We start from the raw sequence: 14,995 nt of genomic DNA, 5'->3' as shown, positions 1-14,995 counted from the left end.
GACCTGGCTTTAGACTCTGTGCGTGGCGAAACGGGGACCCTATGGCAAGGGCATCGAGCGGCGAGAGCAGATTCTCGACGCCGCGCTGCGCACCATTGCCGAGCGCGGCTATCTGGCCACCTCGGTCGCCGAACTGGCCGAGGCGGTCGGCCTGAGCCAGGGCGGTCTGCTGCACTACTTCGGTTCCAAGGAGGAACTGTTCGTCGCGGTGCTGCGCCGCCGCGATGAGACCGATGTGGCGGCCGCGGCCGAATACACTCCGGAAGCCTTCATCGACGTGGTGCGGCGCAATGCCCGGGTGCCGGGGCTCATCGAACTGTTCACCCATATGCAGGCGGCCGCCGCCGACCCCCGCCACCCCGCGCACGACTATATGCGCGAACGGTATCGCCTTGGCATCGAAGGCTTTTCGCATTCCCTGCGCACCCTGCGCGATGCCGGGCGACTGCCCGCGCACCTGGATCCCGACGACGCCGCCACCACCCTGTTCGCCCTCGCCGACGGCCTGCAATCGCGCTGGCTCATCGATCCGAGCTTCGATATGGCCGCGCATCTGGAACGGTGCTGGCGCAACCTGATTCGCTGAGTCAGCCGATCCAGGCCGCGACGGCCAGGAATACGCAGATCAGCACGAACAGAATGCCCATCAGCGGCGCGATGAACTTGACGTACCGGTCGTAGCGCACCTTGGCCAGTGCGATACCACCGGTCACCACGGCGGTGGTCGGCGTGACCAGATTCGCCCAGCCCGAGGCCGACTGCCATGCCGTGACCACCAGCGAGCGCGGCACATTCGCGAAATCCGCGAGCGGGGCCATGATCGGCATGGCCAGCGTGGCATGCCCCGACGTGGACGGAATCAGGAAGGCGAGCGGCACATTCACCAGGAATACCGCGACCGCGAACACCGCCGACGACGTCCCGGTCACCACGCCCTCCAGCGCGTGCAGCACGGTACTGGTGATCTGGGTGTTGTTCATGATCACCGTGACCCCGCGCGCCAGCACGATCACGATGCCCGCGCCGACGAAATCGCCGAATCCCTTGCCGATAGCCTCGGACATCTTGCCCTCGCCGAGCCCGCCCACCAGGCCGATCACCACCGCACCGACCAGGAACAGCGCGGTCAGCTCCGGGAAATACCAATCCAGTTCCCAAGGAAAGGATTTCGCGTCCGGGCCATTGATCACCGTGCCCCACGGGATGATCGAGAAGATCATGAACGCGAAGGTGAGCCCGACCAGCCACAGCACCGCGACCTGCCGCGCGGTCAGCGGATCCGGTTCGTGCTCTTCGGCTTTCACATCCCGGTCCCCGGGCTGCCAGCCGGACCAGGACTTGTCCGGATCGTTCTTGACCCGCCGGGCATACCAGAGCACATACGCGACGGTGACGATGGTGAGCACCACCAGCATGGCCAGTCGCAGCACGATGCCGTCGCCGATGGCCACATTCGCCGCCGAGGAGGCGGTGCCGGTGGCGAACGGGTTGACCGTGGAACACAGCACGCCGATGCCCGCACCCGCGATGATCGCCCCGACCGCCGTCATACGGTCATAACCGAGCGCGAGCATCAGCGGGACCAGCAGCGCGTAGAAGCCCAGCGTTTCCTCCGCGAAGCCCTCCACCGTGCCCGCGATGGCGAACACCACCATGATGCCGACGATGAGCAGGAAGGACCGGCTGCGCAGTTTGTAGGCCAGCCGACCGATACCGCTGTCCAGCGCTCCGGTGGCGAAGGCGACGGTGATGAACGCGCCCACCGCGAGCACGAACAGGAAGACCGCCGCCGCACCGTAGAGCGCGCCGGAACTGTCGGGCGCGACCTGACCGTCCTGCCCCTGAATCCCGTAGAGCCCGTTCACCGGCGCGAGGAACAGATCCCGCAGGCGCTCACCGAAACCCTTCGCACCCTCGATGCGGTGGTACGACCCGGCGATGGTGTGGCCCTTATCGTCCACCTGGTACGCACCCGGCGGAATCACGAAGGCCGCCAGCCACACCGCGACCGTGACGCCCGCCAGAATCGTGTAGGTGGAGGGGAAGCCGCGTTTCTTCTTGTGCTGCGCGGGTTTCGGAGCGGGAGCCGGATCGGCCACCGTGGTGTCGCTCATTTGCGCATCCTGTTCGCGAACAGCTGGAAGAACTCGGCCTCGGCGAGCGCGGTATTGCTCAACTCGCTCAACAGGACTCGCTCATTGAAGCCGTGCATATTGCATTTGGAGTCCTCCGCGCCGATCATGATCACCTCGGCGTTCGGATTGGCCGCGGCCATGGAATTGGTGAGCGGAATGGAGCCGCCCATGGCCGAATCGACGACCTCGGTATTCCATGCCTTGCCCATGGCTTCCCGCATGGCGGCGTACGCGGGACCGGTTGTCCCGGCGGCGAATCCGGCGCCGACATCACCACCCGTGACGGTCAGTTCGATGCCGTACGGCTTGACCTTCTTCAGATGTTCGATGACCGCGCGCTGCCCCTCGGCCGGATCCTGCTCCGGGTGCACGCGCACGTTCAGATATGCCTTGGCGTACGGAACCACTGCCGACGCAGCGGTTTTCACCGGTGGCGCGTCCAGGCCGATCACCGTGATGGCCGGGCCGTACCAGATGCGCTCACCGATCGGCCCGGTGCCGAGTAGCGGCATTCCCGGTGCCATACCGGTGATTTCGGCGAATTCCTGATCGGTGTAGTTCGCACCGGTCCAGTCGTCCCGGCGCAGACCTTTCACGGCCACATTGCCATCCGCGTCGTGCAGGGTGGCGAGCCCGGCCACCAGTGCGAGCAGCGCGTCCGGGGCGGCACCGCCGAACTGCCCCGAGTGCACGGGGGCGGCGAGCGTGCGCACCTCGACGAAAACGTCCGCGACACCGCGCAATGCGGTGACCAGGGTGGGCGTGCCCGCGCGGATATTCCCGGCATCGCAGATGAGCAGGGCATCGGCCTGGAACAGGTCCGGCTTCTCCCCCGGATAGTCGTCGAAGCCGGAGCCGTACTCCTCCTGGCCCTCGATGACGATGGTGACCCCGACCGGCGGTTTGCCGCCGTAGGCCCGCAGCGCCCCGATATGGGCGACGACATTGGCCTTGCAGTCCGCCGCGCCGCGCCCGTAGATCGCGCCGTCCTTTTCGGTCGGCGTGAACGGCGGTGTATTCCACAGACTTTCATCGCCCGAGGGCTGAACGTCGTAGTGGCCGTAGAGCAGTACGGTCGGCGCGCCGGGCGGCGGTGGAATCCGGCCGTAGATGACCGGGGAGGTATCCGGCAGATTCAGTACCGAGATATCCGCGACTCCGGACTTTCGCAACTCATCCGCTACCAGATCGTGCGCGCGCTGCACATTCTCTTTCGGATAGTCCGGGAAGGCGATGGAGGGGATTGCGACCAGCCGCTCGAGCAGATCCTTCAGCTCGGGCATGAGGTCGCCGACAGTGCCACGCAGGTCCGGCCGCAGATCCATTCCGCTATGAAACCACCACTCGCGGTCAGATCAGCGAATCTGTGGCGATCTTTGCCGAACCACCAGGTCACGCCGATGCTGGCGTGTTTCAGACCCCGGGCGCGTCCATCCGCACCGGCACCGCGGCCGGATCGGAAAGCACTGTGCGCCTGGCGAATTCGATTGCCCCGAGCAGCATGGCGTCCTCCCCCAGCACCGCCGGTCCGATTCCGAGTTCCACCCCGCGCGCCAGTGCCCGCCGCCCGGCCAGCCGAGCCGTGATGGTCGGCTCCAGCCAGGGAAACCATTGCGCCAGCAGCCCGCCGAGCACGACCTCATCCACATCCAGCAGTGCGGTGATGCTCATGATCACCGCGCCGAGCGCATGCCCCGCGGTCTCCAGCGCGGCCGCCGCGCGGGCCTCACCCGCCGCCAGCGCGTCGATCAACAGCGCCGAGGCGGCCTCGAGCCCGTCGCGGGCGAACTCCTCCCCCAGTCCAGCCGCGGTGAGCACCGCCTCCGGCCCGGCATAGAGCACCAGACATCCGCGCGCCCCGCACAGGCATACCGGCCCGTCCAGCGCGACCGGCATATGCCCCGGCTCCCCCGCCACCCCGTGACTGCCGATTTCAATGCGCCCGTTCAGCACAACGCCACCGCCGATACCGGTGCCCGCCTCGATCAGCACCAGCCTGCCCCGCCGACCGCGCGCGTGATACTCGGCCAGCGCCGCAGAATTCCCGTCATTGACCACATCGATCGGACACCCGATCCCGGGCAGTCGCTCCGCCACCAGCTCCCCCAGCCGCACCGGCTCCAACCACCCGAAATCCGCCGCAGCCATGACCGTTTGCGCGGCGTCATCGCGCACCGGCCCCGCCATCGCGATCACGATCCGCACCGGTATCGAATCTGCCGAATCCGGCTCGCCCGCTCGCCCGCCCGCGCCGATCGCGCCGGAAGCAGCTGCGGCGGAATCGCTTTCGACGGCGGTCCGCCCGACAGCACCGCGTTCCGATCGCACCGTCGCGACGGCGGCTCGCTCGGCGCGCAGCACGGCCGCCGCGACCGCGTCGGCCATGGATTCCGGTCGGCCGGGCGCACTGCGATGCGGTGCGGACTCGCGCCAGACGATCTCACCCCCGAGATCGGCGACGACCACGCGCAATTGCTCGGCGGTGATCTGCACGGCCACCGACAGCGCGCGGCGCGCGGCGAGCCGCAGCGGACGACCCGGGCGACCCCGCCCGCCACTGCGCAACGCATCGTCCTCGTACACGAGTCCGCGCTCGATCAGATCGCCGACGAGCGCGGTGACCGAACCGTGCGCCAATCCGGTGGCGGTCGCGATTTCGGTCCGCGCGCACGGCCCGTGCTCGGCGATATGCCGCAGCACCGCACCCAGATTGCGGCGGCGCACCGCGGCGGAATCGGCCGGGCGCCGCGCGATGTCCCCCTGCGGATGTGCGTGCTTCACAGGTCGACATTATGCTGGCCCATAATTATTTCAACCGTTGACTTAAATATGGACCAGAGGTTCGCCATGCCAGTACCGCACTTCGGACGCCGCTCACTACTGCTCGGAACGGGCGTATTGGCCTTGGCCACCGCATGTTCGACCAGCAAGTCCGATGACAAGACCGGCCCGGCGGATACGGTCATCACCACGTACGGACCGGTCACAGGGGTGCGGCGCGAGACCGGCACCGCGTATCTGGGTATCCCCTACGCGCAGCCCCCGGTGGGTGAGCTGCGATTCGCGGCCCCCGTACCGCCGACCCCGTGGCATGAACCGCTCGATTGCACGAAGTACGGGCCCACCGCGCAGCGCAAGGGGCTCTCCGAGGTGACCGCGATTCCGGAGCCGAGCATCCCGGGCGACGGGGTGCTCAACCTGAACGTCTTCACACCCGATACCGGCGCGAAACTGCCCGTGCTGGTGTGGATTCACGGCGGCGGCTTCGTGGCGGGCAGTGCGGCCAGTCCCTGGTACGACGGGGCGGCCTTCAATCGGGACGGCGTGATCGTGGTGTCCGTCGGCTATCGGCTCGGCATCGAGGGGTTCCTGCGGGTCCAGGGCGCACCGGACAATCGCGGGGTGCTGGACTGGATCGCGGCGCTGACCTGGGTGCGCGACAATATCGCGGCCTTCGGCGGTGATCCGGGCCGGGTGACGATCGCCGGACAGTCCGCGGGCGGCGGCGCGGTGTGGGCGCTCATGGCCGCACCGTCCGCGAAAGGTCTTTTCCACGCGGGCATTTCGGCCTCCGGTGCGGTGTCCCAGCCCAATGATCTGGCGACCGCGGTGGCCGAGGCCGAACTGTTCACCAGGCGCACCGGCCTGCCCGCCACGACGGCTGCGCTGAATGGGTTGTCCGGCAGCCGGATTCAGGATCTCGAGGATAAGCTGCGCGCCATCGGCCCCGACAGCGGGACCGTGTCCGCCCTGGGACTGGCCCCGTTCGCCGACGGCGGCACCATTCCGCGGTCCACCCCGGAGCTGCTGAAATCCGGTGGGGCGACCAATGTTCCGCTGCTGCTCGGCTTCACCCGCGACGAATTCAACGGTATGGCGAGCGAGCAGCCGGTCACCGATGCCACCCTGCCCGTCGCCTTCGCCGCCATGGGCCTGCCGCCCGGCGATATCGACGCCTTCCGCACCGCGTACCCCGGTGACAATGCCGCACAGCTGCTCGGCCAGGCGCAGAGTGATCTCTTGCTGCGCGCACCCACCTACCGGCTGGCCGAGGACCGCGCGACCCGCAATCAGCCCACCTGGCTGTACGAGTTCACCTGGGCGTCGAGCGCACCGAAATTCCAGGGCAGCTCCTTCCACTGCCTGGATGTGCCGTTCGCCTTCGACTGCCTGAAGGCGCAGGGCGCCACCGCGGTGGCCGGTGACAATCCGCCGCAGTCCCTCGCGGACGCGGTGCACAAATCCTGGGTGTCCTTCATCACCTCCGGCGATCCGGGTGCGGCCTGGCCGCGATACACCCCGGAGCAGCGTCAGACCATGATCTGGTCGGATTCACCCCGGGTGCAGGCCGATCCCTTCGCCGGTCAGAGGGCGCTCTGGTCGCGCTGACCCGGAAACCGGCCGCGCCCGCCGCCACGCCGAATATCGACCGGCGAGCGTGACGGCGGGCGCACCGGGTATGCCCCGTCCATGCACCGCAATGGCAAACTGAGGGCAACTCCGAGGTCGGAGGGTGTCGAGACGGATGGGTGGTTCCAGATGCTCGGATTTCGCCGGTGGGCCGTGCCCGCCGTCATGATGGCCATGCTCGGGCTGCCGGTCACGCAGGCGCAGGCCGCGCCGGGCGAGACCGAGGCCGCGCTGGGCGGCGGATCCGGAATCGTGCTCGGCCGGTCCACCAAATGCACGCTCACCACCATCGGCAATGACGCCGCCGGCCGCCTGGTCGGCTTCACCGCCGGACACTGCGCCGAAGCGGGGACACCGGTGCGCGGCGAGCAGTTCCCGGACGCGGGCGTGGTCGGGGTGATGCGGGACTCCGACAATGATCTCGATTACGGCGTCATCGAATTCGATCCCGCCAAGGTGACCCCGCTGCGCACGGTGGGCGCGACCACCATCACCGAGATCGGCTCCGCGCCCACCGCTTTGGATGTGGCCTGCCAGAACGGGCGCACCATCGGATTCGCCTGCGGCGTCGTATGGTCCGCGGGGCCGGGCGGTTTCATCGATCAGGCGTGTTCGAGCTACGGCGATTCGGGTGGTCCGCTGACCGTCGGTAATCGGCTGGTGGGGCTGGTGTCGCGGGCGCTGATCAGTGACACCGCCGGAATGCGTTTCAGCTGCACCAATTCCGCCAATCCACTGCATTCGCCGGTGGTCGCGGTGTCCTTCGACGCGATTCGGGCGGACGCGGACGCGCACGGCGGCCTGGGCGCGGGCTTCCAGCCGATCTGACCGGTCAGTGATCGGTGAGCACGTTCAAGGCCCGGTCGATATCGGCCTCGGTGTTGTAGAGGTGGCAGCCCAGCCGCAGCCGCCCGGCTCGCACGGCACCGATCACCCGCGCGGAGCGCAATCGCTCCAGCGTCTCCGGTGCCACCGGTACCGACAGAATGGCCGAATTACCCACGGGCAGAGCGAGACCCGCGCGCAGGCGGTTCGCGAGCGCGAGATTGTGCCGCCGGATGTTCTCGATGCCCACCTCGAGCAGTAGTTCCAGCGCCGGGCGCTGGCCGAGCCAGGCGGGCCAGACCGGCGAGACATCGAATCTGCGGGCATCGCGCGCCAGTCGCAGGGGCGCGTCGTAGCAGGTCTGCCACGGCTCGTCCCCGGCGTACCAGCCCGCGGCGATCGGTCGCAGCGCATCGAGCGCGGCATCGGTTCCGGCCAGGAAGGCGGTGCCCTTGGGACCCAGCAGCCATTTGAACCCGACGCTGACAATCCAATCCGCGCCGGTGTCGTGCACCGGAAGCCAGCCCGCGGCCTGACTCACATCGAGCAGTACGCGCGCGCCGTTGGCGTGTGCGGCGGCGGTCAGCGCCGCGGCGTCCACCACGTAGCCATCGGCCGATTGGACCGCGGCGACGGCCACCACATCATCCTCCGGCAGCACCGACGCGGCCAGTTCCGCCATGGGAACGATCCGCACCCGCAGATCATCGCGCGCCAGGAAAGGCCATGTCACCGAGGTGAATTCATGTTCGCCCACCAGCACCTGGGCACCGGCGGGCAGGCTCTGCGCGATCAGCCCGACGAGCTGGGACACCTGCGCCCCGACCGCCACCTGATCCGGGCGCACCCCGACCAGTGCGCCGAAGGCGGCACGGCAGGCGCGCATGGTGGCGTCGACGTCCGCTATCTCGAATTCACCGCTCGCCCTGCCGCGTTCGGCCGCCTCGACGGCATGCAGCACCGCGCTGGGCATGAGTCCGTACCCGGCCGCGTTCAGATAGGTGACCGTCGGGGCGAACGCCTCCCGGACGGTATCGGACAGCAGGGCCGGATTCGACGCGATCGTCATCTACCAAGTCTGCCCATCCCGGCATTCGGTGCGAAATATCCACCGGTACCGGAACTGGCATGATTCACGCTCCGCTGCGGTGGGGTTCGATACGGCCGCTTCCAGCGGCGCGTAGCGACAGCACGCGATCAGCTCGCCCGCATCGGTTCGCACCATGAGGTGATAGGCGCGCAGGTCGTGCGGGTCCGGATCGACGAAAGTGCCGTCGGTTTGCCGGAAATCGGGGCGGCGGCCGCTGTTCCACGCTATGCGCGCCCGGCATTCACGCAGCTCGACCAGCCATGGCGGTAGCTCGATATCGGATTGTGGTGCACCTACCGTGGATTCGAGGCACAGCAGCAGTTTGCCGGGGTCTTCCGGTGCGACGGTCATTTCCATTGCCCTCCGAATTCCGGTTCGGCGGCCGATATGTCGTCCAGCAGATCGGCCGCGCGCCGCACATCCGCATCGAGCGGCCGGTCCGGATCGACGGGAGCGACTGCGGCGCAAAGCTGTTCGAAGAAGGCCGCACCGGCCGCCGACAGCGGCGGGTTGTCCGCCAGGTGCAGCGCCTGCCGCAACCCCACCGCGAGAGAACCGTGTATCCAGCGCAGCTTGCGCGCCTGCTCGTACGCGGTGAGCGCGGCCTGCGTACCGAACGGGACGATGTCCTGGTTGTGCTGGTTGGTGGAAATACTCTGCATCGCAGCGGGAATGGCCGCGCGCCGCATGGCCACCACGATGGCGGTGGCCGCGATCTGCACACCGGTCAACCCGTGCCTGCGGCCCGGCGCGGCGGACAGCGACGGCGGCAAGCCGGTATTGTGGTGCGGATCCATGAGCAGATCCAGTTGCCGCTCAGCGAGATTGGCGAGCTGGGTGAGCGCGCTGGAGACCAGATCCGCGGCGAAGGCGACCGGCTGACCGAAGAAATTGCCGCCGTGTACCACCTCCCCCACCCGCAGGAAGAACAGCGGATTGTCGCTGACCCCATTGAGATCTGCGGTCACGACGCTGGTCGCGTGCCGGACCGAGGTGAGCGCCGCACCGACCAGCTGCGGTACACAGCGCAGGCTGTACGGCTCCTGTAGCGGACGCGTACCGGAGGGCACCGAACCCGCCAGCAGAGCGCGCAATAGCCGGGCCGCCATTCCCGCGTCGCCGTGCCCGGAGGCTTCGGCCAGTGCCGCGTCGGCGAATTCGGTATCCACACCGAGGATTTCGGCGAGCGCCGCGGTGAGCAGCAGGCTGGTGCGCACCGCGCGCGACGCCTGCGCACAGGCCAGCCCGCCCGCCGCACAGGCCAGCCCGCCCGCCGCGCCGGTCAGCGCGGTGCCGTTGACCAGGGCCAGTCCATCGCGGCCCGCCAGCGGCAGCGGCGCCAGGCCCGCACGGGTGAGCGCGACCCCGGCGGGCAGCCGTTCCACGCCCTCGAACATGTCCCCGCGTCCCATCAGAGCGGCGGTCGCGTGCGCGAGCGGCACCAGATCCCCGCTCGCGCCGACGGATCCGTACTCCGGTACCACCGGGGCCAGGCCGGTGCCGAGCACCTCGACCAGGCGGTGCAGTATCGCGGGCGAGGCGCCGGAATTACCGTGCGCCAGGCTCCACACCCGCGCGAGCAGCATGGCGCGCACCAACTCCGAGCACCAGTTCGCAGCATTCGATGACGCAGTAGAGCAATGGAAACAGGCGATATTCAGCCAGTGATCAGCTATTCCAATCATAGCCATGATCGAGTGTTCCGGGTGTAGACCTGAATAATGCGGACCCGGATCGACGCGAGCAATTCTGAATGGCGGCCAGTTCAATTCAATGCGGCCTCGGAAAGGGATCGGCTCGCGCTCGCCGAACTCCGCGCCTCGGCCGACCCGCGAATACATGACACGATTACCGGACAATTGCGGCAACTCGGAACGTCACGCGGTACCGCGACGCCGGGCGATCTCGCCGAGTACGGCGTGTGGGTCTGGTACCCGTGGACGGGCGATCTCGTACATCTGCTGCCCGAGAAGGAGTTCCGCGCGGTGCGCGCCGACCGCAATCGGTACAAGATCACCCGCGCAGAACAGCAGCGGCTGGCCGGTATGCGCATCGGCATCGTCGGACTCTCGGTCGGCAACGCCGCGGCGGTCACCCTCGCGATGGAGGGCATCGGCGGGGAGTTCAAACTCGCCGACTTCGACCGGCTCGGCCTCACCAACCTGAACCGGCTGCGCGCGCGGGTGGCCGACCTCGGCGTCGACAAGACGGTGCTGGCCGCCCGGCAATTGCTGGAGATCGATCCGTTCCTGCGAATCGAACTGCACAGCAACGGTATTCGCGACTCGTTCGTCGACGACTTCCTGCTCGGCGGCGGGCGGCTGGACCTGCTCATCGAGGAATGCGATGACCTGCACACCAAGGTGCTGATCCGGGAACGCGCACGCGCGCACGGCATTCCGGTGCTGATGGAGACCAGCGACCGCGGCATGCTGGACGTCGAACGCTTCGATCTGGAGCCGGGCCGGCCGCTGCTGCACGGTCTGCTGGGATCGCTGCGCGCCGAAGAACTCCGGGGCCTGTCCACCCGGGACAAGATCCCGCACATCATGGCCATCCTCGGCGCGCCCAGCACCCGCGCCGCCGCGTCACTACCCGAGGTCGGCCACTCCATCGGCAGCTGGCCGCAACTGGCCTCGGGCGTGGCACTCGGCGGCGCGATACTCGCCGACACCGCCCGCCGCCTGCTCTTGGGCGAGGACATCCCCTCCGGCCGCTATCACGTCGACCCGGGCGAACTCGTCACCGAACGCCATGCGCTCTACCGCGAACCGGTCACTCCCGCACCGCAATTCGCCATCGCCCCCGAAGCTCGTACCACCCCGTCGCTACCGCCGAAACCCACCGGCCGAGACGTATCGAACAACGGCGAGGTGCTCGCCGATGACGCCGTGCGCTGGATCGCCGCCCTGGGCACCCTCGCCCCGTCCGCGCACAATGCCCAGCCCTGGACGCTGCATTGGCGGCGCGATCACGCCCGGTTGGAATGCCGCCACGATCCGGCGCGCGATCTGCCCGCCCTGGATTTCGAGAACTGCGCCACCTGGGTGGGTTTCGGCGCGCTGCTGGAGAATATCGAGCTGGCCGCCGCCCAGCTCGGGCTGTGCGCGCACCCCGAGACCTGGCCCGATCCCACCGCACCCGATCTGGTGGCGACCGTCGAATTCACCCCCGCACCAGCGATATTCACCGTCGACCGGCTCGGCTCGCACCTGGTCACCCGGATCACCAATCGCGTCCGCCAGGAACACCGCGAACTCGAACCACGGATATCCGACCTGCTCGCCACCACCGCCGAATCGCATGGCGCGAATCTGCAATTCCTCTGCACACCAAAAGATCTCGACGAGGCAGGCGCACTCATAGGCGCGGCGGACCGCCTCACCCTGCTGAACGAGTCGATGCATCACCAAGCCATGCGCGGTTATCGCTGGACCCCGGAGGAAGCCCGCACCCAGCGGCACGGCCTCGATCTGGCCACCGCCGAACTGACCGCCGCCGAACGCACCGCCCTGCACCTGGTCCGCGACTGGAATGTCATGCGCTGTCTGCGCGATATCGGCGGCGGGCGGGCATTGGAGGACCTCGCGCGCAGTGCCGTCGCCTCGGCCTCCGCCGTCTGCCTGCTCACCGTTCCCGGCATCGGCCGCGAGAGCTATCTGCGCGGCGGCCGAATCATGCAGCGCCTCTGGCTCACCGCCACCCGCGAGTCCATCGCACTGCAACCCATGACGGCCCTGCCCTACCTCTTCGCCCGACTGGAACGCGGTGGCGGCGCGGGCCTGGACCCCCGGGAACGCACCCAGCTGACCACCCTGCGCCAGCGCTATCGCCGTCTCTTCGACACCCCCGCCGACCACGCCGAAGTCCTGCTCTTCCGCCTGGCGCACGCCGCACCGCCCACCGCCCGCTCACTGCGCCTGCCCCTGGAATCGGTGCTGACCCTGAGCTGATCCGAGCCATCCTGGTGGCGAGCTTCATCCTTACCCAGTTCGTGCCGGGAGCATGACGTCGCGCGGATCACCTCTCGGGATCCGCGGACGGCCGGTTCCTAGCTCAGGACGCGATGGCGGGAATGTGCCGCTCCGACAAGGCATCCCCGTACGTCATGCCGCCGCGCAGGCGTTCGATGAGGCATTCGAGGCGATCGAAGAGCTGGTGCAGCAGCTCCAGTGCCCGGTCCTCCTGGCCCGCGCCGTAGCGCGGGGCGGCCGCGTTGAGGCGGACGCCGAGGCGGTGGGAACCGGTGCGGCCCAGGGCGACACTGTCGATTCCCGCCATGGTGAGCAGCAGGTCCTCCAGTTCGGGGCTGGTGTGCACACCGGCGGCGGTGAGCAGTTCGGCGTCGAATTCGACCGTGACGAACATGCCCTGTCTGCTGCCGAGCGGATGCAGTAGCTCCGCGCCGAGGCGCAGATTGACCGCCGCCAGCAGTTCCCAGGCCGTATCTACTTGCGCGCGCAGACGGCTTCGGTTGTGCGCCAGCTGATCCGGGGAAATATGTTCGATGGTGGCGCGCGCCAGGTGGGTGGTCTCACGCTGGAACGATACGGCCAGTCGCGCGCGGATCTGGTCGAGCCAGGCACTATCGCCCGAACACGCCGCACCGATCTTGTTCGGGCCGAATGCGTTGTACGCCTTGGAGTTTCCCGTGATGCTGAGCACGCGATCATAGAGCCGCACGGGACCGTCCGCGGTCGGAACGGTGATCGCGGCGATCGGTAGATGATCATCGACCAGCAGATCGAAGGACATATCGCAGATGATCGGCACCCCGGCCGCGACCAGTACCCGGCCGATCTCGGTCAGTTCCGCGACGGTGTAGTCCGCGACCACCGGATTACCGGGCAGCGTGAGCATGACCCCGCACAGATTCCCCTGTGCGGCATGGAGTTCCAGCGTCCGCGCCAATTCGACGGGATCGATCTTGAACGCGCGATCGGCCGTCGCCGCACTGGACACCATGCGCAATCCGTACTTGGCGATATGCACGCTGGCGCTCTTGTAATACCCCTCGGGACACACCAGCACGCCATCGGGCCGCGCGATGGTGGCGATGGCCTCCTCCAGCAACACCGTGCTCGAGTACGGGCACACCAGCACCTCGGCGGGATCGACCCGTACGCCCGCCACCTCCGGCACGGGCGCGTGCAGCCGCTGGAAGAGACTGTCCGCGGCCAGCTTTCGCAGTACCAGGGGCTGCTTCTTGTCGTACAGCCGTCCGTCCCGGTACTCGTCGGGCTGGGTGCGGGTCATCAGCTCATGCCAGGCGGTGTTCAGGGCCGCGACCGTGAGCTCGTCCATCTCCAAGCCGGTCTCGCCGTGGTAGGCATCGATGATGCCCGGATAGGTCCGCCCCCGGGTCCCCGGGAACAGCGGATCGGGGCCGAGGAAGGCGCGTGCGGCCTGTTTGCGCTCATCGGAGCGATTGGTCAACCGCACCGGGTCCGGGCACAGCACTGCCGTGCGTTCGGTCACCGGTACCCGCCTTCACCGCTCGACGCGCCCGCGCCCTCGGCCCAGGATTGGGCCAGTGCGTCGCGGAACAGCGCACGACTGTCTTCGGGTCCGAGCCTCGAAAACCGCGCCAGCGTGGGCTGCGCCATGATTTCGTTGACCACGAGGGCCATTCCGGCACTCCTGAGTTCGTATAGTTTGTCGAACCTGCTCTGCGCGAACTGCACATCGTGTTTGAGCGCGGAGAAGCGGGTAGCGACGCGTTCGCGCCGCGCGTAATCGTATTCGCCGGTGGTCACATAGCTCTCGTCGACGATCAACATGCTCTGCGCGTTGCTGGCGTGTGCACGATCCACCAGCACCGTTTCCACCCCGGCGCGCACCTGCTGCCAGATCTTGTCCTCATAGGGCACCACATCGGCGATGGCGTCGATGACGTAGAGCCGGCGCACCGACACCCCGGCGCGCGCGATGCGCATGATCTCCAGGTGGTATTCATCGCCGAGGTCACCGCCGATGGCGCCGAGATCCGCGGTGTGAATGGCGCAGATCGCCCGGGACGCGCGGCCCAGCACGGTCAGCCAGTCATTGATGGTGTTCCACTCCCATACCGTGGCACTACCCGAAGGGATCTGGGTCAAAAGCTCTTCCGCGCGTTCGAGTTGCCGTTTGGCGATGAAGCCGAGCGGGGCGACCTCGCTGCGCGCCGCGCCGACATCGATCAGGCTCTGGGCGATGGCGAGCACCCGGGCGACCGATTCCGGATCCTTGCCGAGCAGGATATTGAACTGCATGCGCAGATCACTGCTGACCAGGTCGGCTTGCGTTTCGGTGCCGACGACCGGCATGCGTTCGCCCAGAACCGAACTCAGTCGCTCCCGCAGCGCGAGCGGCGGTATGCGAGTGCCGTTCTCGATCTGCTGGATCAGACTGCGCGAGCAGCCGACCTGTTCGGCCAGGTGCAACTGCGTGAGATCGCGTTCCTTGCGGAGTCGGCGGACCAGCTCACCGACCTGCTCGCCGTCCGCGGCTGAGCGAGACATGCTGCCTCTCCCATCAGAGTTCCGAAAATTAGCCG

General features: G+C 68.0%; 12 protein-coding genes. 4 read left to right on the top strand and 8 right to left on the bottom strand.

What is annotated here, in order from left to right; all coding sequences use genetic code 11:
- Positions 1-22 precede the first annotated feature (22 nt).
- Positions 23-586 (top strand): TetR/AcrR family transcriptional regulator, encoded by a 564-nt coding sequence (locus AB0L82_RS00685; RefSeq protein WP_364628905.1) that lies wholly within the window; start codon positions 23-25, stop codon positions 584-586.
- 1 nt (position 587) lies between these two features.
- Here the strand turns inward: AB0L82_RS00685 and AB0L82_RS00680 are convergent, their stop codons facing one another.
- The 3 genes from AB0L82_RS00680 to AB0L82_RS00670 all read right to left on the bottom strand — a co-directional run bounded on the left by AB0L82_RS00680 (position 588) and on the right by AB0L82_RS00670 (position 4,916).
- A complete protein-coding gene (locus AB0L82_RS00680) occupies positions 588-2,114 on the bottom strand; it encodes a YfcC family protein (protein ID WP_364628902.1) in 1,527 nt (508 codons plus the stop codon).
- A complete protein-coding gene (locus AB0L82_RS00675) occupies positions 2,111-3,460 on the bottom strand; it encodes a M20/M25/M40 family metallo-hydrolase (protein WP_364628899.1) in 1,350 nt (449 codons plus the stop codon). The genes AB0L82_RS00680 and AB0L82_RS00675 overlap by 4 nt, the downstream gene beginning before the upstream one ends.
- 88 nt (positions 3,461-3,548) lie before the next feature.
- The gene (locus AB0L82_RS00670; protein WP_364628896.1) at positions 3,549-4,916 is read right to left on the bottom strand and encodes an ROK family transcriptional regulator; all 1,368 of its coding nucleotides are present in this window, start codon (positions 4,914-4,916) and stop codon (positions 3,549-3,551) included.
- A 66-nt stretch (positions 4,917-4,982) separates the two neighbouring features.
- On the opposite strand from AB0L82_RS00670, the gene AB0L82_RS00665 reads away from it, so the two are divergent.
- Both AB0L82_RS00665 and AB0L82_RS00660 read left to right on the top strand, forming a co-directional pair.
- On the top strand, positions 4,983-6,524 hold the full coding sequence (locus AB0L82_RS00665) for a carboxylesterase family protein (RefSeq protein WP_364628894.1): 1,542 nt from the start codon (positions 4,983-4,985) through the stop codon (positions 6,522-6,524).
- Between the two features lie 150 nt (positions 6,525-6,674).
- Positions 6,675-7,373, top strand: coding sequence for a hypothetical protein (locus AB0L82_RS00660; RefSeq protein WP_364628891.1), 699 nt, complete (start codon positions 6,675-6,677; stop codon positions 7,371-7,373).
- 4 nt (positions 7,374-7,377) lie between these two features.
- On the opposite strand, the gene AB0L82_RS00655 is transcribed toward AB0L82_RS00660, so the two are convergent.
- From AB0L82_RS00655 to AB0L82_RS00645, 3 genes are read right to left on the bottom strand one after another with little or no spacing between them, the layout of a single operon-like run.
- The gene (locus tag AB0L82_RS00655; RefSeq protein WP_364628889.1) at positions 7,378-8,439 is read right to left on the bottom strand and encodes an aminotransferase class V-fold PLP-dependent enzyme; all 1,062 of its coding nucleotides are present in this window, start codon (positions 8,437-8,439) and stop codon (positions 7,378-7,380) included.
- Positions 8,440-8,811, bottom strand: coding sequence for a hypothetical protein (locus AB0L82_RS00650; protein ID WP_364628886.1), 372 nt, complete (start codon positions 8,809-8,811; stop codon positions 8,440-8,442).
- A complete protein-coding gene (locus AB0L82_RS00645) occupies positions 8,808-10,145 on the bottom strand; it encodes an aromatic amino acid ammonia-lyase (RefSeq protein WP_364628883.1) in 1,338 nt (445 codons plus the stop codon). Before AB0L82_RS00645 ends, AB0L82_RS00650 begins: the two co-directional genes overlap by 4 nt.
- Before the next feature lie 36 nt (positions 10,146-10,181).
- On the opposite strand from AB0L82_RS00645, the gene AB0L82_RS00640 reads away from it, so the two are divergent.
- Complete coding sequence (locus tag AB0L82_RS00640; RefSeq protein ID WP_364628881.1) at positions 10,182-12,413, top strand: Rv1355c family protein; 2,232 nt, start codon at positions 10,182-10,184, stop codon at positions 12,411-12,413.
- 103 nt (positions 12,414-12,516) lie between these two features.
- Here AB0L82_RS00640 and AB0L82_RS00635 read toward each other — a convergent pair whose 3' ends face one another.
- Positions 12,517-13,938 carry an aminotransferase class I/II-fold pyridoxal phosphate-dependent enzyme gene (locus AB0L82_RS00635; RefSeq protein ID WP_364628878.1) on the bottom strand — a complete coding sequence of 474 codons (1,422 nt, stop codon included), beginning with the start codon at positions 13,936-13,938 and terminating at the stop codon, positions 12,517-12,519.
- Positions 13,935-14,960: a helix-turn-helix transcriptional regulator gene (locus AB0L82_RS00630; RefSeq protein ID WP_364628875.1), complete on the bottom strand. Its 1,026-nt coding sequence runs from the start codon at positions 14,958-14,960 to the stop codon at positions 13,935-13,937. The genes AB0L82_RS00635 and AB0L82_RS00630 overlap by 4 nt, the downstream gene beginning before the upstream one ends.
- Positions 14,961-14,995: the final 35 nt, after the last annotated feature.

Source organism: Nocardia sp. NPDC052001 (genome assembly GCF_040680615.1).
Classification (GTDB): Bacteria; Actinomycetota; Actinomycetes; order Mycobacteriales; family Mycobacteriaceae; genus Nocardia.
Note: the sequence above shows the minus strand (reverse complement) of the source record. Positions and strands in the feature narration are given on the sequence as shown.